The organism is Tangfeifania diversioriginum, from assembly GCF_900141875.1.
GTDB classification, from domain to species: domain Bacteria; phylum Bacteroidota; class Bacteroidia; order Bacteroidales; family Prolixibacteraceae; genus Tangfeifania; species Tangfeifania diversioriginum.
On sequence record NZ_FQZE01000018.1, the window covers coordinates 15,198 to 37,021 of the forward strand.

General features: G+C 42.9%; 12 protein-coding genes and 3 tRNA genes. 12 read left to right on the forward strand and 3 right to left on the reverse strand.

Annotated elements, in window-relative coordinates; genetic code table 11:
- Nucleotides 1-10: 10 nt before the first annotated feature.
- The 4 genes from BUC07_RS12095 to rpe all read left to right on the forward strand — a co-directional run bounded on the left by BUC07_RS12095 (nt 11) and on the right by rpe (nt 4,211).
- Entirely contained in the window at nt 11-1,219 is a 1,209-nt protein-coding gene (locus BUC07_RS12095; protein WP_073169937.1) for a cofactor-independent phosphoglycerate mutase, read from the forward strand.
- Nucleotides 1,216-2,529 (forward strand): threonine synthase, encoded by a 1,314-nt coding sequence (gene thrC / locus BUC07_RS12100; protein WP_073169793.1) that lies wholly within the window; start codon nt 1,216-1,218, stop codon nt 2,527-2,529. The genes BUC07_RS12095 and thrC overlap by 4 nt, the downstream gene beginning before the upstream one ends.
- Before the next feature lie 152 nt (nt 2,530-2,681).
- A complete protein-coding gene (locus BUC07_RS12105; RefSeq protein ID WP_073169795.1) occupies nt 2,682-3,548 on the forward strand; it encodes a sigma-70 family RNA polymerase sigma factor in 867 nt (288 codons plus the stop codon).
- A 12-nt stretch (nt 3,549-3,560) separates the two neighbouring features.
- The gene (rpe, locus tag BUC07_RS12110) at nt 3,561-4,211 is read left to right on the forward strand and encodes a ribulose-phosphate 3-epimerase (protein ID WP_073169797.1); all 651 of its coding nucleotides are present in this window, start codon (nt 3,561-3,563) and stop codon (nt 4,209-4,211) included.
- Nucleotides 4,212-4,442: 231 nt separating this feature from the next.
- Here rpe and feoB read toward each other — a convergent pair whose 3' ends face one another.
- The gene (gene feoB / locus BUC07_RS12120; RefSeq protein ID WP_073169802.1) at nt 4,443-6,908 is read right to left on the reverse strand and encodes a ferrous iron transport protein B; all 2,466 of its coding nucleotides are present in this window, start codon (nt 6,906-6,908) and stop codon (nt 4,443-4,445) included.
- Nucleotides 6,909-7,050: 142 nt separating this feature from the next.
- Here feoB and BUC07_RS12125 point away from each other — a divergent pair, with 142 nt between their 5' ends.
- The 8 genes from BUC07_RS12125 (at nt 7,051) to BUC07_RS12160 (ending at nt 20,855) form a co-directional block, all read left to right on the forward strand.
- Complete coding sequence (locus tag BUC07_RS12125; RefSeq protein ID WP_073169805.1) at nt 7,051-7,812, forward strand: hypothetical protein; 762 nt, start codon at nt 7,051-7,053, stop codon at nt 7,810-7,812.
- Entirely contained in the window at nt 7,787-8,089 is a 303-nt protein-coding gene (locus BUC07_RS12130; RefSeq protein ID WP_073169807.1) for a thiamine-binding protein, read from the forward strand. The genes BUC07_RS12125 and BUC07_RS12130 overlap by 26 nt, the downstream gene beginning before the upstream one ends.
- A 115-nt stretch (nt 8,090-8,204) precedes the next feature.
- Nucleotides 8,205-8,281 (forward strand) — tRNA-Arg (locus tag BUC07_RS12135).
- Between the two features lie 240 nt (nt 8,282-8,521).
- The gene (locus BUC07_RS12140) at nt 8,522-9,217 is read left to right on the forward strand and encodes a response regulator transcription factor (RefSeq protein WP_073169809.1); all 696 of its coding nucleotides are present in this window, start codon (nt 8,522-8,524) and stop codon (nt 9,215-9,217) included.
- Between the two features lie 77 nt (nt 9,218-9,294).
- A complete protein-coding gene (locus tag BUC07_RS12145) occupies nt 9,295-18,870 on the forward strand; it encodes a T9SS type A sorting domain-containing protein (RefSeq protein ID WP_175552528.1) in 9,576 nt (3,191 codons plus the stop codon).
- Between the two features lie 2 nt (nt 18,871-18,872).
- Entirely contained in the window at nt 18,873-19,322 is a 450-nt protein-coding gene (locus BUC07_RS12150; RefSeq protein WP_073169813.1) for a hypothetical protein, read from the forward strand.
- A gap of 71 nt (nt 19,323-19,393) precedes the next feature.
- Nucleotides 19,394-20,167 (forward strand): hypothetical protein, encoded by a 774-nt coding sequence (locus BUC07_RS12155; RefSeq protein ID WP_139279566.1) that lies wholly within the window; start codon nt 19,394-19,396, stop codon nt 20,165-20,167.
- Nucleotides 20,168-20,390: 223 nt separating this feature from the next.
- Complete coding sequence (locus BUC07_RS12160) at nt 20,391-20,855, forward strand: transposase (protein ID WP_073169818.1); 465 nt, start codon at nt 20,391-20,393, stop codon at nt 20,853-20,855.
- Nucleotides 20,856-21,285: 430 nt separating this feature from the next.
- On the opposite strand, the gene BUC07_RS12165 is transcribed toward BUC07_RS12160, so the two are convergent.
- Nucleotides 21,286-21,360 (reverse strand) — tRNA-Pro (locus BUC07_RS12165).
- 226 nt (nt 21,361-21,586) lie between these two features.
- A tRNA-Ser gene (locus BUC07_RS12170) sits at nt 21,587-21,675 on the reverse strand.
- Between the last annotated feature and the right edge of the window lie 149 nt (nt 21,676-21,824).

Here is a 21,824-nt window from a genome sequence, read left to right on the forward strand (position 1 = left end):
CTGAATGATTATGAAGCACTTAATTATACTTGGCGATGGAATGGCCGATGAACCGCTGGAGGATTTTGGCGGGAAAACGCCCCTCCAAATGGCCCGGAAAACACATATCGACTGGCTGGCCAGAAACGGACAAACCGGGCGGTTGAGTACAGTTCCCGAAACCATGCATCCGGGCAGCGAAATTGCTAACATGGCCGTTCTGGGCTACGATGTGCAAAAGGTTTACGATGGCCGTGGCGTGCTCGAGGCTGCCAGCATGGGCGTTGAACTACAACCCGGTGACCTGGCCATGCGCTGCAATTTGCTCACCATTGAAAACGGTATTTTGGAAAACCATTCAGGCGGGCACATTTCTACCGGGGAGGCAGCTGAACTGATTCATTTTCTGAATGAAAAGCTGGGCGATAATCAGGTGAAATTTTACCCGGGAGTTTCCTACCGTCACCTGCTGGTGGTGAAAGGGGGCGACAAAAATATTAACTGCACCCCTCCCCATGATGTGCAGGGAGCCCCGTTCAAGGATGTTTTGATAATTGAAAAGACGAAAGAAGGGATTGAAACCGCACGCAAACTGAACGAATTAATCCTGAAGTCACAGGAAATTCTGACAAACCACCCGGTGAACAAAAAACGCCGGAAAAGCGTAAAGCCAGTAGCTAACAGCATCTGGCCGTGGTCGCCGGGCAACAAACCGAAAATGCCCACGCTGAAAGAGATGTTTGGAATTGAAAAATCGGCCGTAATTTCGGCAGTCGATTTAATCCAGGGAATTGGCGTGTATGCCGGCATGGAAGTGATTAAAGTGGAAGGTGCCACCGGTTTGTACGATACCAACTACGAAGGGAAAGCCCGGGCAGCCGTGGAGGCATTAAAAACGAACGATTTTGTTTACCTGCACATCGAGGCAAGTGATGAAGCTGGCCACGAAGGAGATGTGGAACTAAAAACAAAAACCATTGAGTTCCTCGACCAGCGGGTGATAAAATACATTCTGGAAGAAACCCAAAAAATGGACGAGCCCGTGGCCATTGCCATTTTGCCCGATCATCCTACACCCTGCGCTCTGAAAACCCATACCCGAGAACCGGTACCATTTCTGGTGTACAAACCCGGTATTGAACCCGATGAGGTGGCAGTGTACGATGAATTCAGTGTCCAGAACGGTTCGTACGGTTTGCTGAAGGACGATGAGTTTATTCGAAAGTTTTTGGAATTATGATGTATTACAGCACCAATAAAAAGACGCCATCAGTAACCCTGAAACAAGCAGTGGTAAAAGGACTGGCGGCCGACAACGGGTTGTTTATGCCCGGACGGATTGAAAAAATCGAACCTTCATTTTTTGATAATATTCAACACCTCTCTTTTCAGGAAATTGCCTTCGAAGTAGCAAAGAAATTTTTTGGCGAAGATGTGGACGAAGTTAGTTTGAAAGAGATTGTTTACGATACGCTCGCATTCGATTGCCCGGTGGTGAAAATCACAGATGATATTTATTCTCTGGAACTGTTTCACGGGCCAACACTGGCGTTTAAAGATGTGGGTGCCCGCTTTATGGCGCGTCTGCTCAGCTATTTTCTGGGAGATAATCAAAAACAGGTGCACGTGTTGGTGGCTACCTCGGGCGATACGGGCAGCGCCGTAGCCAACGGGTTTCTCGGAGTGGAAGGAATCCATGTACATGTGCTCTATCCTAAAGGAAAAGTGAGTAAAATACAGGAGTCGCAGTTCACCACGCTTGGTCAAAATATTACCGCGCTTGAAGTGGACGGTACTTTCGACGACTGCCAGCGCCTGGTGAAAACTGCCTTTTTGGATGAGGAGTTGAATAAAAAGTTGATGCTTACTTCGGCCAACTCCATCAATGTAGCACGTTTTCTTCCGCAGGCTTTTTACTATTTCAATGCGTATGCACGGCTGAAAGAAAAAGGTGTTCTTGAAAACAGAGATCTTGTAGTTTCGGTCCCCAGCGGCAATTTCGGCAACCTCACCGCGGGGTTGTTTGCCCGCGAAATGGGGCTTCCTGTAGCGCAGTTCCTGGCGGCCAACAACCAAAACGATGTGGTTTACGAATACCTGAAAACCAGTGAGTATAACCCGCGCCCTTCGGTTGAAACCATTGCCAACGCCATGGATGTTGGGGCACCCAGTAATTTTGCCCGGATACTCGATTTGTTCAAGCATTCGCATGAAAAAATTTCTTCGGTATTGAAAGGTTTCCGCTATTCCAATGAGCAAATCAGGGAAACGATAAAAAATGTATTCAGCCAAACCGGCTATTTGTGCGACCCGCATGGTGCCTGTGGTTACCAGGCACTGGCTGATTTTCTACAGCCCAATCAAACAGGTGTTTTCCTTGAAACTGCCCATCCCGCAAAATTTACCGAAACTGTTGCTCAGGTGGTTGGTGCATCCAATATGGAAATTCCGCAGCGGCTTGCTTCATTCTTAAAGGAAGACAAGCAGGTTAAAAAACTTGGTAATGATTTTCAGGATTTTAAAAAATATCTTCTTCCCGGAAAATTTTAATCAAAAATTACCTGAACATTCATAAAACACGCATGTTTTCTTAACCAGAAAGGTTATTTTTCGTATAGTATTACTAAAATGTATTTATTTTTTGGTGATTATCAAAACGATATATATTTTTAGCTAACTTTTTTTGAGATAAAACCAGGTTTATGAGACAACTTAAAATTACCAAACAAGTAACTAACCGCGATACATTGTCGCTGGACAAGTACTTGCACGAAATTGGAAAGGTGGAGTTGTTGTCGGCAGAAAAAGAGGTTGAACTAGCCAAACGAATCAAAAAAGGAGACAGTGAAGCCCTTGAAACACTCATTAAAGCCAACCTTCGATTTGTGGTTTCAGTTTCAAAACAGTACCAAAACCAGGGACTGAGTTTACCCGATTTGATTAATGAAGGAAACCTGGGGCTGATAAAAGCCGCCGAGCGCTTTGACGAAACCCGGGGGTTTAAATTTATTTCCTACGCCGTTTGGTGGATTCGGCAATCTATTCTACAGGCACTGGCCGAACAGGCACGCATAGTTCGGCTTCCGCTAAACAAAATCGGTTCCATCAACAAAATCAACAAAGCATTTAATAAGCTGGAACAGGAGTTCCAACGCGAACCCACTTCCGACGAGGTGGCCACCCTGATGGAATCGAAACCAGAGCTGATTGAGGATGCCATGAATTTTTCGAATATTCATGTTTCAATGGATGCCCCGCTGCGCGATGAGGAAGCGAACGACATGTACGATGTGATGCTGAATGACGATTCGCCCAGTCCCGACTCAGAATTGATGAACAGTTCACTTCGTCAGGAAATTGAGCGCTCACTGTCCACCCTGTGCGACAGGGAAGCAGAAATTCTCCGTTGCTATTTTGGTTTAAAAGGTTACCAGCCACATACGCTGGAAGAAATTGGCGATGTATTTGGGTTAACCCGAGAGCGCGTGCGGCAGATAAAAGAAAAAGCCATAAAAAAGTTAAGAAACCAATACCGGAACCGTTTGCTTAAAGCATACCTCGGGCAATAATTAAATTTTTTCATGAAACATTTGATAGCTCCCTCCATTCTTGCAGCTAATTTTAATAACCTTGAAAAAGACATTGAAGTCATTAACCACAGCGAAGCTGATTTTGTGCATTGCGATGTGATGGACGGCGTTTTTGTGCCTAATATTTCATTTGGAATCCCCGTCATATCCCAGTTGAAGCAAGTGGCCCGCAAACCACTGGATGTTCATCTGATGATTATCGATCCGGATAAATTTATTGCAGATTTTGCTGATGCCGGAGCTGATTATTTAACCGTGCATTACGAAGTTTGCAACCATTTGAACCGCACCGTTAATCTGATAAAAGAACACGGAATGAAAGCCAGTGTATGTTTGAACCCGCACACTCCGGTGGCCGTTCTGGAAGACATAATTGGTGAGTTGGATATGGTTTTACTGATGTCGGTTAACCCGGGGTTTGGCGGACAAAAATTTATTTCCAACACTTATAAGAAAGTCAGCCAGCTCCGCAACCTGATTGAACAATCAAATTCAGATTGCCTTATTGAAGTTGACGGGGGCGTGAAATACGAAACCGGAAAAAAACTGTTCGATGCCGGTGCCAATGTTTTGGTGGCAGGTAGTTTTGTGTTTTCGTCCGAAAATCCGGAAGCAACCATTAATAACCTGAAGGCACTTTAATTTTTTTCAGTGAATGTTTTATTGCAAAAATCAGCGTTATCCGGGGGTGATGCTGACTGGTCGCGCAAAATGCATTCTTCCGTACAAATTGAGCAATTGTTTTGTTTTTGCTGTTGTTCATTATTCAACTTATCAGCAGGTTTCTTTTTACTGAATTTTTTGTAAAACTTCCAGAAAGCAAACAAAAAGGCTGCTGCCACTATCAGATATGTAATGATTTCCTGTGTCATTTCAGCTCAATAAATTCCCTACATTGTAAACTGCAAAAGCGGTAATCCATGCCAGCGATGTGGTATATAAAACAACAAAGGCAGCCCATTTCCACGAGCCTGCCTCATTTTTTATGGTAGCCACAACACCCACGCAGGGGAAATAGATCAGGATGAAAATTAAAAAGGCGAGTGCGGCGGGAAGAGTAAAAACTTTCTGCCCTTTGTTTTTTCCGGTGGTGTGCACTTCGTCCCTTAGTTTTTGCTGAAGATTAACCGAAGAGTCAGCATCGCCCGACTGGTATAAAACACCCATTGTGCTTACCACTATTTCTTTGGCAGGCAACCCGGCCAGCAGGCTGATACTCATTTTCCAGTCGAAACCGAGGGGGCGCATGACAGGTTCAATTACATGTCCGAGTTGCCCGAGGTAAGACCCGTAAAGCTGTTCTGCTTTCAGCTGTTGTTCAAGGCTGGCAATATTTTCCTGTTTTAATTCTTCATCCAGCTGGGTATTGGCTTTAACAATTTCAATTTCATGTTTAACCTGCTGGTTTTTTTCGGTTTCGCGCGGGAAATAGCCCAATGACCAAATAATAACTACCCCGATTAATATTATTGTCCCGATTTTTTTCAGATAGTGCCTGGTTTTGTCCCACATGTGGTAAATAATATTTCGGACTGTGGGCATGCGGTAAGAGGGAAGCTCCATTACAAAAGGGGTTTCTTTGTTTTTGAAAACCGTTTTATTCAGGATTTGCGAAGTAAAAAATGCAAAAAATATCCCTGCGGCGTAAATTCCTATTAGAATGAGTGATTGAAATTTATCGAAGAATGCTGAAATTATAAGTATGTAAACCGGCAACCGTGCGCTGCACGACATGAACGGAATGATCAACATGGTCAGCAGCCGGTCGCCGCGGTTACGTAATGTGCGTGTGGCCAAAATGGCCGGGACATTGCAACCAAATCCCATCACCAGCGGGATAAATGACCGCCCGTGCAGCCCGAAACGGTGCATAATATTATCCATTAAAAAAGCAGCACGTGCCATATAACCCGATTCCTCGAGCAATGAAATAAAGAAGAAAAGTATAAGGATATTGGGCAGAAACACAAGAACGCTGCCTGCCCCGGCAATGACCCCATCAACCAGTAAATCTTTGAGTATTCCATCGGGCATAATACCCGAAATGAAATTGCCAAGTTCCATTACTCCTGCGTCAATCCAGTTCATGGGGAAGGCACCCAAATTAAATGTGGTATAAAACATAATGAACAGGATGGCCCCAAAAATGGGTAGTCCCCAGTACTTGTGGGTGAGAACACTGTCAATTCTTTCTGATCCTGTTTTTTGTTTTCTGAACGGATTTTTAAACGTTTCTTTCAGGGCCCCGGCAATAAAACCATATTTGGCATCGGTAATAACTGTTTCGCTGTCTTCATTCCGGAGTCCTTCAATTTTACTGATCTCCGTTTCGGTGATGTTTTTTATTTCCGCGAAGTTAGAGTAATCTGAAAGCAATTCTGTTACATGTTTATCACGCTCCAAAAGTTTAATGGCCAGAAAACGCGACGATATTTTATCGGTAACCGGCTTAACTTCTTTTATTTTTTGACGGATACACTGAATCGAATCTTCCAGGTCGCTCCCGTAATTAATGTGCACATGCCGGCTGATAGTATCTCTTCCTTCAAAAACTTCAATTACTTTGTCGAAGAGCTCATCGTGTCCAATTCCTTTTGAGCTGATGGTTGGGATAAACGGAATTCCCATTAAACGCGAAAGCCCCTTGTAATCAAACTTCATTTTTTTGCGCTCCAGATCATCGTACATGTTAAGGGCGGCAACAATGCGTAAATCCATGTCGATGAGCTGGGTGGTAAGGAACAGGTTCCGCTCCAGTTTGGTGGAATCAATTACGTTAATTACCAAATCGGGCGTTTGCTCATAAATAAATTCACGAACAAATATTTCCTCTTTGGAGTACGCCGTTAAACTGTATGTTCCGGGTAAATCATAAAAATTGAAGGTGTAACCTTTTACATTGAATGTTGTTTTTTTTATGTCAACCGTAACACCGGTGTAGTTCCCCACCTTTTCTTTTGCACCCGAAATGGAATTGAAGAGTGTGGTTTTTCCGCAGTTGGGATTGCCAACCAGGGCAATGTTTATGGTGCGGGTTCTTTCCGACTGGTTAATCAGTTTGATTTTCCGGTCGATTACCCCTTTGTATGTGCCGTTTTGCGAAGCATCAAATTCGCTCACCGGCACCACTTCAATCAATTCGGCTTCCGATTTTCTTAACGATACGTTATAATCGAGTATTTTAAATTCGAACGGTCCTTTGAAGGGGGCATTTTTTATCACCTTCACCTCTTTCCCCTTCACAAAACCCATTTCAGTAATGCGTTTTCTGAATGATCCGTGCCCGAGTACTTTGGTTATTATTACTGTTTCACTATGTTTTACTTCGCTTAACTTCAAACTCTTCAGTCCCTTCTCTTTTTCGTATTTAATTTAAATAAAAATAAGCGTACAAATATATTTAAAATCCCTCTATTTAAAATAGGTTTAAATTTTCTTATAATCGCAACAAGTGGTTATTTTTGTTGTTTAAACTGTTTGAATGGAAGAAGATAAATACTATAAGGACATACAGAAGGCGATTGAGGATTTACCCGGAGATTTCAGTATCCTGGAGGAGCAGATTGACATCAAGGATCAGATGAAATACTTCGAGTTTTCAAAGGAGATCAGGGAAAAAAATATTGGAAAGGAGTGTTTTGAAAACCGGGAGGAGTTGTTTCATGCTGAAACAACTGAGGAACGGAAAAAAGAAATTTTATCGGCCATTGCCGCTGTTGACGAGGTGAAAGCCTACCGTACCATTGAAAAATACCTTGAAGAACCGGATAAAGAACTGCGCAACTGGGCAGTGCTTGCCCTGCAGGAGAGCCGGATGTTGCTGAAAAGTTCGCTGCTCGACGAAAAGCAGGTTTTCATCTCTACCGGTTTGGGCGGTAAAGGAAAAAAACTACGTTACTATGTGGTATTTATTAACCGCGACAGAAACAACATGCTTAACGCCACACAGCAAAAACTGGTAAAGGATGAGCTTATTTTTGAACTGAAAGACAATGACGGAGAATTTGAATCCATCGATTTTTTCGAGGGCTTTTCAACCTCGCTCATTTTATTGCCGCTGAAAGCCGACATCAAAAAGCTGTTTAACAATGTGGTAGTCGAATGTAACCAATACGGCAACTTCCTCAACGACGACATGGTAATTACCAACGTAAAAGTTTTATCGCGCGGTGAAATTATTCAAATGTTAAATCAAAGTGAAAATTTAAACTTAGGTGATGGAATGGAAGAAGAAAACAGTTAATGTCGCCATCCAGGTTTTGCCCGAAGCCGACGGAAAAATTAAATATTCGCTTGTTGATGAGGCCATTGAAGCCATCCGGAATACCGGTTTGAAATACAGGGTGTGTCCGTTTGAAACAGTGGTGGAATGTACCTACAACGAATTGCCCATTTTGCTTGAAACAATTCACGATGCCTGCCAAAAAGCTGGTACTCAAAAGATGTTAACCAATCTGAAAATTCAGGTTGACTTTCAAAACGGCGTTACCATTGAAGATAAAATGGAAAAGTACGATTAACATTTTTTGAAATTTGCTGCTATTTCTTAAAAAGTATTATATTTGCACCCGCTTTTATAACATGTCAACGGCTTGTTTGAAGCAGTCTGAAAAAGGAAGACGTTCTTAAAAATATGGACCTGTAGCTTAATTGGATAGAGCACCTGACTACGGATCAGGAGGTTGTGGGTTCGAGTCCCGCCAGGTTCACCAAAGCGGGGATTTTATCAGAAATGATGGAATCCCTTTTTTTTTTCTTTTCTTCTTTTTCTTGGACATCTCCAGTATTTTTACTTTGAATCCTGCCCATTTTGAAGCCGGTATAAGGTACAATGTCCCTCCTTTAAAAGTTTTGACCAGGGGAAATTTAACAATAAAAATACTTCTATCTGCTCGTTGCTTTCTGTTAAAATATGTACTTTCGGCAATTAGAATATTCTTATTACCTAATCTATGTACTTTTCAAATTCGGAACTTGTAGAATCACTTCAACGAGACTTTATCCTCCCGGAAAAAAAACAGCGTGGTGGCGCATTCATTTATTTTGCTGAGAGTATGCCCGGTTTTGCGCATTTTAATTGCACTGACACATTTCAAATGATTTATGTAAACAATAATTTTTCCGATTATTTTGGGTTGTCACCCAACGAAATAATTGGTAAGGACATTCAATTTTTCAGGGAACACTACTGTTTCGCGGAATGGAAAAATAAGGTGGAGGAAATTGTTGACTCCGCAGAACGGGATGACGAACAAAAGTTCTTTTTATATATTCAGAAAATTCGAAAGACTGAAAAATCAGAATATCGCGATTTTATTTGTTTTACACAGTGGTGGAGTAGCTTCCAGTGTTTTTTAACATATAATATCCCGGTAGATAATTTGGGGAATGGTACAAAAATTATAAACCGTTTTATTGAACGGAATGAATTTATCCGGAACAATTATAAAAAATTTGCATCGTTAACCAACCGTGAGATAGAAATTTTACGATTGATTGGTGCAGGTAAATCGAGGAATGAAATTGCCAAAATATTATACATTTCAAAGCACACTATCGACAACCATCGAAAACACATCAGGCATAAACTGGAAATAAAATCTACGGCCGATTTATTTCGTTACATCTATACCTTTTCACTTGTTTGAAAATTATGAAAAATGACCGAATTTGGTCATTTGTTTTTTACATTCTTATGTTTTTTTTTACAAAAAACCAGCTTATTATGAAATTGCAAAAAATGCCCCCTTCTTGGACCGGTTTATATAAAACTTTAGGGATAGCAGTGTGCCTGTTTTTTATAAGTTTAGGACAAGTTCATGCCCAGAGAATATCTGCCGACAAGGTCACAATGAATGCCAACGATTTAAAAAACGGTTACATCTATCTGAAAATACCAATCTACGATGATGACGCGAATGACGAGGGGATTACACCGACCAGCACACGGGCAGGGAAAATAAAAGTGAATAACAATACGCTTCTCCGTTTTTGGTCGTTTCATGGCGCGGGTGATCCGCAGGGAGATGACGACTGGTATTGGGTTAGGGCGCACCGGACCCGTTCGGATGTGGATGTAAATATTTACAGAACGTCGGGTACTGATTACTGGAAGTCAGTTTCTGCAGTCACTTCTTCTTACAGTTCGTCCACTTATACCCAGGTTGATATAACGAAAGATGGAAGTACAACCTGGGCACAAATCCGGGTCTGTTTACCCACTTGGCTTCTTGACGATGGTACGCTAGAAGTGGGGGTGAGTTATTACGTGGATGAAGACGGTGGAGCCGATTATGGAGAAACCAGTACCTCCCATAGTTTTTCCGGGTTAACATTTCCGACACCCAGTTTATCCTCGTCATTTTCGTCTTCACCTGGAAAATATGACATTACAGCAACGATTTCTTCCACGGGAGTTTATGCAGGGTATGAATATTCTATTGACGGAATTAACTTCAGTGATTTGAATGCGGGTTCTGCTGTGATACCGGTAAACATTGCAGAAACCGAACAAACCAAAACGGTAACTATACGTTACACCCTTGGCTATTGCAACCGTACAATGGAGAAAGCAAATACCATTAAACTGCCGGCCTATCCGCAGGCAAAAAATTTTACGGCTTCGCAACTGGCCAACGGGAATACCTCCGTAACATGGAATGTAAATACATCCGGTTTGGGGAATTCTCCCGTCACCGGCGACCAGTTCGAAATACAGCGGGCTGATAATGCTGAATTCAATAATCCGGTAAGCGTAGCAAAAGTTGGATACGATGTAGCAAGAAGCAATTATGATATTATTGATGAAACGTCAGAAGAGAATCTGAACGGAACCTATTATTACCGGATTCGGCGCACAAAGACACAGAATGAATGGGGCTGGGATTTATGCAGTACAGCCACCATTAATTTTTCCATGGCCCATAAAAAAATTGAAAATGCCAGCGTACAGTTACTGGATGGAAATTTTTCAAAAATAACATGGAATTACGACAGTGGTAATGTATGGACAGACGGTTCGAGCGTGATTATTGAACGTTACAATATTACCAACGGAGGAGTAAAGGAGACCATAACTGTTCCGGCAGATTCTCTTCCAAACCGTTCTTATTCTGAGGAGCTTTTCCAGATGTGCAACAAGTTCACCTATAAAATTTATGTAAAACCCGGAAGTCCAAAATATACAACCCAGGAAGCCATATCAGTGCAGGGGGAAATAGTGCCGCTGGAATCGGGGAACCTACTCGCTATAAATGCTTCAAAGGGCTATTTCTCGGATCGTACTGAATTGTCGTGGGAGACTGACGGAATGCCGATTGATTATTTTACGGTAAAAAGCAGGGAATACCAATCAGGAAATTCGTTTAAACAAATTCAGCAAATTACCGCTACCGATGGCTCTGAACTGTACCAGTTTAACGATGAACAATCGGGCCCTGGAACCGTATATGAATATCAAATTGTAGGGGTTACCAATTGTGCCGATGTAACCATTTATACCGATACGCTATATACCTACGGTTTCCGTACACCAACGGGCGATATTTACGGACGTGTAACCTTCGAAAGCGGGCAGGCTGAAGAAAATGTTGAAGTACGGCTTGAAAGCGAAGAAGAGGGGATAATGGGCAAAAGCACAGAGTTTGACGCAACCAGCCCGGCAACAATCAACAATGAATCATTTTTCGAGAATAACACCGATTCGTTCACGGTTCAGGCATGGATTGCCCCCGATGACGTAATCGGTACACGAAAAATATTCTCGAAGCCGGGAATGGCTGAGCTGGGAATGAAGGACGGGAACTTCTATTTTTCTGTTGGGAGCCAGGAGATCAGTTCTTCCGGCTCCGTGAGTGAATACCGGGCAGGAGCCGATTTTGTGCATGTTACGGGAGTCAATAGTGGTGACAGTCTTTTTATTTATGTTAACGGGGAACGGACCGACAGTACCCTGAATAATGAAACCATCAGCGGAAATACTAACCAGGCGACCCTTGGTGAAAACTTTACCGGGGCCATCGACGAGGTCAGGATTTGGAACCGGCCCCTGTCTGCAAAAGAGGTGGCGCGGGATTATAACCGCTACCTGACAGGAGGGGAAAAAGGGCTGATTGCCTACTGGAATTTTAATTATGTGACGGATGGAAATTTTTACGATCGGTCTTATAAAAACAGTAATTATAACGAAAACCACGGGAAATTAAATGGCGCTGTTTCAACTGATATACGTATTCCAACAAGCGAACAGCTTGGTTACAAAGGCGTAACCGGAGCAGATGGCTCCTATTCCATCCGCGCCATTCCTTACAGCGGAAACGGAACGGTTTATACTATTATTCCACGTTTGGGTATTCATCAGTTCGAACCAGAGGAAGAAGTGCGGTTTATTGGCGAAGGATCCGAAAGTTTCACTGTAAATTTTACCGATAAATCATCGTTTAAAGTTACCGGCACAGTCACCTACGAAGGAGGTACCATCCCCGTTGAAGGAGTATCTTTTACGATTGACGGAGTAGTAGCGATGGGAAAAAACGGAACGGTACTGATGACAGATGCCCAGGGCGAATTTGAAATACGGGTGCCCGTTGGGTCGCATGAGGTGATTGCCAGAAAAGATAATCATGTTTTTAAAAACAGCGGCAAAATAACAGATAGCTACGGCGTGGATTTGAACTACCAGGATGAAGTGCTTGGACTCGAATTGACCGATATTACCAAAGTAAAATATATAGGGCGTGTTGCAGGAGGTGCATTACAGGATTCGTATCTTTTGGGGCATTCGCTTTCTGCCAATAACCTGGCCGATGGAGTAACGGTTACGTTAACAACCAAAAATCCGGCTTATTCTATTTCGAGTAGCGATACTACAAAAGTATTTGAACACCTGCTCCCGTCGAATAATAGCGGAGAGGGGTGGCCCAAAACAAATGATGTAACTTACAGTCAGGAAACAATTACCATTTATCCGAATGCAGAAACCGGGGAATTTGTGGCAGAGGTCATTCCTGAGGCATTTACTGTCAGGGTGAATGTTCCCGGCCACGACGATATTCCCGGCTCAGGGGAAGACCTCAATTTAACCCAAAGGCTGGTAATGAACTCCATTGTTTATGAATATGTTGATTCAACACTGGTTGACGAAGTGTGGGAAAAAACAAGTTATTCCGATACTGTTTTTTATAATGCCTCTCAGAAATTTATAAAACGCTACGCTCCAACCGTACGTATCCGGCAACTGGATAGCAGGATGCAGGAATTGTCTTACTTTGGCGATACGGTGTATTATATGAAAACATTAGGGGGTGATGATGTGGAAATAAATTTGTATTCGAATAACAATTACCTTCTTGGGAAGCCTGTTTTTACACAAAACAAATCGTATTCGCTTAAAGCAGAGGTATTTGAAGAATATAAATATTATGCCGCCGACGGGACTTTAAAAGAAGATGTTGCGGCTGACGAAGTTCCAACCCGGGATGCAACGGTAGAGTTTACCAATAACTTGTCGGTTGCCGGGATTTCGGAAGTAGAAGCTGACAGTTTAGGGGTAGCAACTTATAGTTTTATCGTTACCGATCCTGAGCTGACTTCTGCTGTCCGGGCAATTTCTTCTAAAATATATTACGGAAACGACGAGAATAGAACCTCTATTAACTGGGACGGGGCATTTACCGGAATTATTCTGGGATCTGTTCAAAGTGGCCGCGATTTTGTGACCGGGGGGCCCGACAAGGTATTAATGGTTTTGCGCGATCCTCCGGGTTCCAACAGCTATTCATATCTTGAAAAAGGAGTTACGGTAACCGAATCTTCCACTTACAATGGCAGTGCTACAAACACGGGCTCCGAATTGTTTACCCAGAAGCTGGGAACAGAGTTGATTACTTTTACCGGTTTGGGTGCCGGAACCATTCAATCAGCCACAAACAGCACAGGATTTACCGTTGGGGTTCTTCATGAGGAAACAGTGGGAGGAAGTAATACCTCCGAATCTGTCACTACCACCACCACACGTTTTCAAACCAGTGGCGATCCGTCGTATGTGGGGGCCGATGCGGATGTATTTGTAGGCTACTCTACCAACATTGCTTATGGTTCTACCGAATGCGTGAGTATTATTCCAAGAGAAAAATTTTTGAAAAACATATCGGCTTATGAGGTTTTCAGGGATATTACCCCACTTGTCAGCGACTGGCTGTTAGTGAAGCAAACCGGCCTGGGAATTGCCCAAACCTTCGCAACCCTGTTCGCATACCCGCAGTCGCATATTGTTGACCGCTTACTGCCTGAGATGGAAGCATTAAGGGATAACTTTCTGATGCAGGAAGGAGAGGCCGATATCACAACCTTACAAAACCTGGCAAATGCGCAGGACACTGTTTTCTATGTTTCACGCCTGACTCCTGACGATCCAAATTTCGGAAAAACCAATTCGGATGTAGCGTTTAATAATGTGCCTGATCCCGACCCGAACGACGACTATAACGGACCGAGCTACCAGGTGATTTTCCCGGAGCGGATGGATTTTACACGCAGCGACACTATATTGTATCTTAATCAATCTATAAACAACTGGTACAAACAGCTGAAGGCAAACGAAGAAGCAAAAATAAATGCCGAACTGCTGCAAAATTATTCTTTCCAGGGGGGCTCTCCGGTTGAATATTCTGAAGCCTATTCTACTACCGAATCGAGCACGGTGAAATTCGACATTATGATTGGTGCTAACTTTAAAACCGAAACCGATGTTAAAATTATGGGAAGTGGCTTTAAGTTTTCAATTGATGAATCGCTCACCACAACCCACGGAGGAGAATTTGCGGATGCAGAAACCGAAAGTCATTCCAAAGGATTTGTCCTTTCAGAAAGTGGAAGTGACTATTTAAGTGTCGATGTAATGTACGAAAACGCTGAAGGTGATACCGGGAACGAGAACCCGGAAGATGATTTTTATCCGACATTTATTTTCAGAACACAGGCCGGGGCCACTTCCTGTCCTTACGAAGACGCGAATGTTACACAATATTATGAGCCGGGGAAACATGTAATTGACCAGGCAACAAAAAAGATTGAAGTCCCGGAAATTGCTGTTGAGCAGGATTTTATTGAAAATGTACCCTCCGGGAAAGGCGCAAATTTTGTGCTTTATCTGAGAAATAATTCAGAAATTAAACAAAACAACTGGTTCAATTTAAAGATTGTCGATGAATCGAATCCCAATGGGGCTAAATTATATGTTGACGGTGCCCCCATAGGAAATGGCCGCGAATTTTTGGTGCCGGCAGGCGAAACCCTAACCAAAACACTTGAAGTGGGGAAAGGCTCGGTGATGAATTACGACAATTTAAAATTGATTTTGCAGTCGCAATGTCAGTCCGACATTGTTGATACCGTTAATTTTACGGTTCATTATACTCCTTCCTGTTGCGATGTAGAAGTGGAAAAGCCGGGCGGTAACTGGACATATAATACCAAACTGCCAACGGTTACAATTGACGGTGTCGATAAACACTACATGGATATTCGTATCAGTGGGTTCGATGTAAACTACGACAGTTTCAACCACATTAAACTGCAATACAAATCTTCGGCACAATCGGACGACGGCTGGATAACTCTTATGAAATATTACAGCGATTCAACGCTCTATCTGGATGCCCTGGAAAATGGTAATGCTGAAATGATAGATGCTTCTGATGCCGGAACAATAAAATATACACTTAAAATGGATGACTTGCCAGACCAATTTTATGATCTGCGTGCAGTTTCTGTTTGTGTGATTAACAACGAAGCCATTGAAAATATCTCGGAAACGGTCAGCGGAATTAAAGACATGTACCGCCCCCGCTTGTTTGGCAGTCCCCAGCCGGCGAACGGCATTTTAACCATAGAAGACGATATCCGGCTCAACTTTAACGAGCCGATTGCCGATGGCCTTTTAACCAAAAATAATTTTCAGGTAACCGGTATCCGCAACGGCGCCAAAACCGATCATTCTGTTTCTGTCAGTTTCGACGGAATAAACGATTTTATGGAAACGGAGTTTGAAAAGAACATGGCGAATAAGGATATTACAGTAGAAATGTGGATTAAATCGGATGCTCCACAGGATGCTGTTTTGTTCAGCCAGGGAAACATAAATGAATCGGTTGAGATGGCCATTACAAATGACAACCATCTTCAATTAACGGTGGGGGACAATGTAATTACCAGTAACAATGCCGTACCGTTTGAAGCAGGTTCCTGGGCGCATGTGGCATTTGTTTTTAGCAAAACCGGATATATCACCGGTTATTATAATTTCAGCGAAGTCATCAGCAATGTTTTTGCGGGAACTTACAACGGAATCGGGAATTTTATCCTCGGCAGAAGCATCAGCAGCGATAACGGTTTTTTCAGCGGATACATGCATAATGTGAGGGTCTGGAATAAAGAACGAACCTCGGGAGAATTACAGGTAAAAAGTTTAGCGAAGCTGTCGGGTAACGAACCGGGATTATTTGCCTGTTATCCCATGAATGCCGCCAGGGGGGATTATGCTGAAGACAATGCCCGCGGAGCAAACATGCTCATGAATGGCTGTATTTGGTCCACCCCTGAAGGACGTGCCATTGAATTGAACGGAACCGACAGTTATGTCAGGATAAACACCGGGAGTTCTGCCGTTATCAAAGAGTCAATGGATTATTCCATCGAACTTTGGTTTAAAGGAGCGCCCGGTCAAACCAATGCCACCCTGTTATCCAACGGCAGGGGCGACGGACAGGACCTGGGAGGTTCAGAGGACCTGTTCTCCATAGAGTTTGACGCGAACGGAAAGCTTTGCTTCAGAAATAATGGATTTGTTTCAACGGTTGACAGCAACTACCTCGACAATAACTGGCATCATCTTGCAGTGAACGTTGGACGAACCATTGGCCGGGGCCAGATATACATCGATGGCAACATGGTGAACTATTTCAGTTCCGACGAGCTTGGGGGAATTGTTTCGGCATATATGTACATCGGTGCCCGCGGATGGTACGAGGAAGGTGCTTCCGCCACATTAATCCTTGATAACTATTTCGAAGGTACAATTGATGAGGTCAGGATTTGGGACCTTTATAAATACGAACAGCAAATTCAGGATTACAATAATGTAAAACTGAACGGAAACGAAATGGGGCTGCTGGCTTATTATCCGTTTGAGTATTATAAAGAATGGCAGGGACTTGAGGAGCTCGATTTTACTCTGGCCGATATGAAAATCCAGGCCGATCCTGCCAATGCGGTTCCCGATGCCGAGGCCAACAATTCTGCGCAGGTTTCGGACACTCCGCCGGTAAAAGACAAAGGGCCGGTTTCCGACCTCGAATTCGATTTTGTTGTGAACAACGATGCGCTCATCATCTACCTTGAAGAATCGCCTGAGAAAATAGAAAAAACCATTGTAACTTTTACAGTCGATGGTGTTCAGGATGTTAACGGGAATGAAAACAGCTCACCAATTACCTGGAGTGCATACATCGATCAGAACATGTTGAAATGGAGCGATCCTGATTTAATGGTGACCAAACCCCTTGATGAGCCTTTAATATTTACGGTACAGGCTGTAAATAAAGGCGGCGCAGTTGAAAGTTTTTATATTGAAAATATGCCGTCGTGGATGAAAATTACACCTTCCCGCGGTACAATTGAACCGAATTCTTCCATCAATATTACCTTCGAAATTGATGAAGGCCTCAATGTGGGGGCATACAACGAAATGATTTACCTCACAAACAGAGATAATGTTTCTGAAGTGTTGGAAATAACTGTTATAGCAAAAGGAGAAACTCCCGGGTGGACAGTAAATCCAGGCGGTTTCAATTACAATATGACTGTGTATGCCAAGTTGCGCATCAATAATATTTTCTCAACGGATGCGGAAGACAAAATTGCCGCGTTTGCCGATGGAAAATGTATTGGTGTTGCCAACGTTGAATACGAAGAGCGCAACGACATGTGGTATGCTTTCCTCACGCTCTATTCGAACACAACCAGTCGCGAAGGGATTGTATTTAAAATATGGGATGCAAGTACCGGTCTTGTTTATCTGGCCGATGCGGGCATATCCATCAACTTTGCCAATAACAGCACGGTGGGAACACCCTCCGTCCCGCAAATTTTTGATGCCGCAAACATGGTTTATCAAAACATTGAACTGACGCCCGGTTGGAACTGGATTTCCTTTAATGTTGAATCGCCGGCGTTGAACAGTTTAAACGAAGTGCTTGCCGATATGGAATGGGATACTTCCAATTTCTTTAAAAGCGAAGCAGGTAACCTTAGTGCAAACTATTCAGGTGTGCAGGGCAAATGGGTTGAAGAAAGCTCAATTGCCCTGGGAAATAAACTGATGTACAAGGTTTCTTCATCGGTCAGCCAAATACTCAGCCTGGCCGGGAATAAGATCACACCTTCTGCCGAAAGTATAGAGGTATTAGGGAACCAGTGGAATTACATCAGTTACCTGCCTGCCGTGCGCATGAAGCTTGATGAAGCGTTGGCCGGATACGATGCAACTGAGGAGGACATTATTAAAACACAGGAAGGTTTTGCCATGTATTCCGGCAACATCGGCTGGGTGGGAAGCCTTTCTTATCTCAAACCGGGTAAAGGATACATGCTATTCAGTAATAACAATACCGCTGTCACCCTGAAATATCCCGACAGTTCGGGGTCGATGAGTGAAAAAAGTGGTGCGTTGGAGACCGAAGCCGAATACGTAAACAGAGATTATGCAGGGAATATGAATATGGTGGCCGTTACCGATGTTGAACCGCAGGAAAACGATCGTATCCTGGCTTATCTCGGCAATGACTTGAGCTCGAAAACGACCATCGGTTATGTCAACTATAATCCCAGGTATTTTATAACGATTGTCGGGAGTGTAAACCGTCCGGTGACGTTTGAACTTGAACGAGACGGTCAGGTCATCGCAAAAACAGACAGTAACATTCCGTTTGTTGCTAATTCGGTGAATGGAACGATTGACGATCCGGTTGTTCTGCGTTTTAACAGGATTGACGACCGGATTTATGCTTATCCGAATCCGTTAAAAACAGAAGTTACCATTTCATTATTTACCCAAAATACCGGGGAGGTTGGAATTAAAATTACGGATATTACCGGCAGAACGTTAATTGAGAAACGAGGCACCCCGGTGTCCGCCGGACAATCTGTTACGACCATCGATTGCAGCAGATTAACGCCGGGATTATATTTTGCCCGGGTTGCCGTTGGCGGAAATACCCATGTGATAAAAATTGAAAAACAATAGAAATGAAACAAATTAAAACGATTCTTGCACTGTGTATTGCAATCCTGGTTTTTGAGGGATGCAGTAAAGATACAGATCCGTATCCTGAATCTGCTGTGCCTTCATGGTCTGTTCAGTCGCCTGAATTGCTGCCCAACAGCTTTACTGCTATTGTTGCCATTCCCGATGAAATTAATATCTACGCCGGCGATGAGGATAAGATAGCTGCTTTTATTGGCGATGAATGCCGCGGTGTAGGGAATCTCGTGAAATCGGAGAGCACCGGGGAAAGGGTATATTATATCACAATCAGGGCCGCAGATACGGAAAACAGAGCGATTGTTTTCATGTATTATAATGCCAGGCTTTCGTACATGTACCAGGCATTACAAAGCGTTCCGTTCGAAAACGACGGAACCTGGGGTACTCATGATTCACCCGTAATATTGGATTTGGAATACGTAACAGACTAATTGCGAAAACAAAAAATGCCGGCTGGTCTGTTAAGCCGACCAGTTGGTCATGAATAAAAAAAAACCAGAAAATGAGAATTTCCGTTTTGACAATGATATTCCTGCTTTTTATGTCTGAGGTATGGGCCCAAACAGAAGGAGGCCAAGTTGCAGAAAAAGATTCAGGTGCATTCCGTCCCTTTCCCGAACATTTTTATATCGAGGCAACAGGGGGTGCCCAACTTCTTATTTCAGAAGACGTGGAAAACCTCGATTTCAACGACCGCTTTACTTCTTCGTTTTCCCTTTCGGCAGGAAAATGGTTTTCCCCGGTTTGGGGGGCCAGTGTAAAAATCCAGGGCTTTTCGCTGAACGGGTTTAGCACAACAGAAGGTATTTATACCGCAACAACCGGGAGCACTTCTCCGTTTGATGAAGATCCGGTCAGAAAGGAGGTTACCATTAATCCCGACGGAACATACCGCCATTTCATCCGGTATGCGAACCTATCACTGAATGCGTATTTGAGCCTTGTCAACCTTTTTACCGAATTCAACGGGACTACCAGGTTTGATTTAATTCCTTCAGTTGGAATCGGAAACATGCACGTGTTTCAATACAAAGGAGTTCCTGCCAACAATTCCCTGTCGGTAAACCTTGGTGTAACGGGAAAATTTTGTGTTACCCCCAGGTTCGATGTAGCTGTCAGCGCCAATGCTGCCGTTTTTGATAACGATTTTGAAGGAAGAATTGCCGGTAGCAAATCATACGATAAATATGTGTCCGCAAGTGCAGGCATTGTATATTATTTTAAGGACAGGCGACTGAAAGAGAAGGCGGAGAAAAATATGGATGCGGAAGAATGAACAACCCCGTGATTGTTGTATTCCCGGAAATTCGCATTTTATAATGTTAAACTTAATTCAATACTTCGTTAAGAATGTGGATAACTATTTGAAAATGAGCAAAATAAGCCACCAGGACATTTGGTTAAACCCCTGATAATTAGTATTTTAATGGATTTTACCACAAATCTGTTACAGAATGACTATTAGGGGATGTGATAATTATAATTAATTAATTATCAGAATGTTAATAAAGGTGTCAGTTTTCAATAAATGCAGGAAAGACTTTATCTGCGAAGTCGTTATCCTTTTGCTTTCCATTAAAGGGCGTGTCAACTTTTTACAACTCGGCCGCTTCGGGAATTCCAAAGAACATAGATACCGTCAACAATTTGAAAAACCTTTTCCCTGGCTCGATTTTAACAAAGAACTTGCCCTTTCGCATGGTGGCAGCCGGTTTGTAATAGCATTTGACCTGACCGATTCCTATGCAAGCGACAAAGGAAAACTAACCCGTAAACTTTACTTTAGTACCGATACCCAAATGGATGCACTTGAAATCCTGGATTGTTACCAAAGCAGGTTCCAGATTGAGTTTCTTTACCGCGACGCAAAGCAACACACAGGGTTGAACGATTCACAGGCACGCAGCGAAAACAAGCTGAACTTTCACTTAAATGCTGCCCTTACTACCATCAACATTTGCTAAAGTGGAACATTGGTTGAGCCAACCAAAACAGGCACGTAAACCTTTTTCAATGGCTGATATTAAAACTATGAACCACAACAGGTTACTATTGCAACGATTTATTGACGTGTTCGGTGTTAATGCATACTCTGCTAAAAATCGAAACCTTGTCAATGAACTTATATATTATGGCACTATTGCCGCTTAATTTTTTAACGAAGTATTGTCAATACAATTGCTAATTTGCAAACTGATTAGTTACAAGTAAATTAATAAAGTCTTGATAATGCTCGTTTGATTGTGCCATCAGATTTGTAAAATAAAATATTCAAAATTCGTTTTTTTTATCTTACTCCACAACTTTTTAAATTGACCCCTGATGAGTTTTTCAGGATATCGGGCAACAAAAAAAGGATTAAGCTGATTTTAAACAACTTAACCCTTTCAAAAGTCGGGGTAGCAGGATTTGAACCTGCGACCCCCTGCTCCCAAAGCAGGTACACTAACCGGACTGTGCTATACCCCGTTTCAACCACCGAAGCTTTAGCGTAGGTGGTTTAAATAACTATCAAAAATCTTAAGAACTTGTTATACTCCTTCACTAAAGCTTCGGAGTATTAAAGCGGTGAGGGGGGGATTCCCGCGAAGCGATCCCCTCGGGAGAACCCGCGGTACAGTTATTGCCCTACCCGCGATTTCAATTTTTCAAAAAACTTTTTTTGCTTCCACACAAGTGTGTTGAAACATAAAAGCGGTGAGGGGGGGATTCGAACCCCCGGTACAGTGTTACCCGTACGCTGGTTTAGCAAACCAGTGGTTTCAGCCACTCACCCACCTCACCTTTTAAAAGTATTGGTTGGAGAAGTAACCAAAGTCCTTTCATTTCTGAAAGCTTTGCTCTTTCACCTCAATCTTTTAATGAACTCACGGGTTACCCCGTTTTTTCGTGCGTGCAAATGTATTAATTGTTTTTACATTGGCAAAATCTTT

What these genes read in the sequence shown, in the direction of transcription:
- BUC07_RS12140 (WP_073169809.1), top strand. Translation starts at nt 8,522, where the DNA reads ATGTACTTTTCAAATTCGGAACTTGTAGAATCACTTCAACGAGACTTT.
- thrC (WP_073169793.1), top strand. Translation starts at nt 1,216, where the DNA reads ATGATGTATTACAGCACCAATAAAAAGACGCCATCAGTAACCCTGAAA.
- BUC07_RS12105 (WP_073169795.1), top strand. Translation starts at nt 2,682, where the DNA reads ATGAGACAACTTAAAATTACCAAACAAGTAACTAACCGCGATACATTG.
- rpe (WP_073169797.1), top strand. Translation starts at nt 3,561, where the DNA reads ATGAAACATTTGATAGCTCCCTCCATTCTTGCAGCTAATTTTAATAAC.
- BUC07_RS12130 (WP_073169807.1), top strand. Translation starts at nt 7,787, where the DNA reads ATGGAATGGAAGAAGAAAACAGTTAATGTCGCCATCCAGGTTTTGCCC.
- BUC07_RS12095 (WP_073169937.1), top strand. Translation starts at nt 11, where the DNA reads ATGAAGCACTTAATTATACTTGGCGATGGAATGGCCGATGAACCGCTG.
- BUC07_RS12145 (WP_175552528.1), top strand. Translation starts at nt 9,295, where the DNA reads ATGAAATTGCAAAAAATGCCCCCTTCTTGGACCGGTTTATATAAAACT.
- BUC07_RS12150 (WP_073169813.1), top strand. Translation starts at nt 18,873, where the DNA reads ATGAAACAAATTAAAACGATTCTTGCACTGTGTATTGCAATCCTGGTT.
- BUC07_RS12125 (WP_073169805.1), top strand. Translation starts at nt 7,051, where the DNA reads ATGGAAGAAGATAAATACTATAAGGACATACAGAAGGCGATTGAGGAT.
- BUC07_RS12160 (WP_073169818.1), top strand. Translation starts at nt 20,391, where the DNA reads ATGTTAATAAAGGTGTCAGTTTTCAATAAATGCAGGAAAGACTTTATC.
- BUC07_RS12155 (WP_139279566.1), top strand. Translation starts at nt 19,394, where the DNA reads ATGAGAATTTCCGTTTTGACAATGATATTCCTGCTTTTTATGTCTGAG.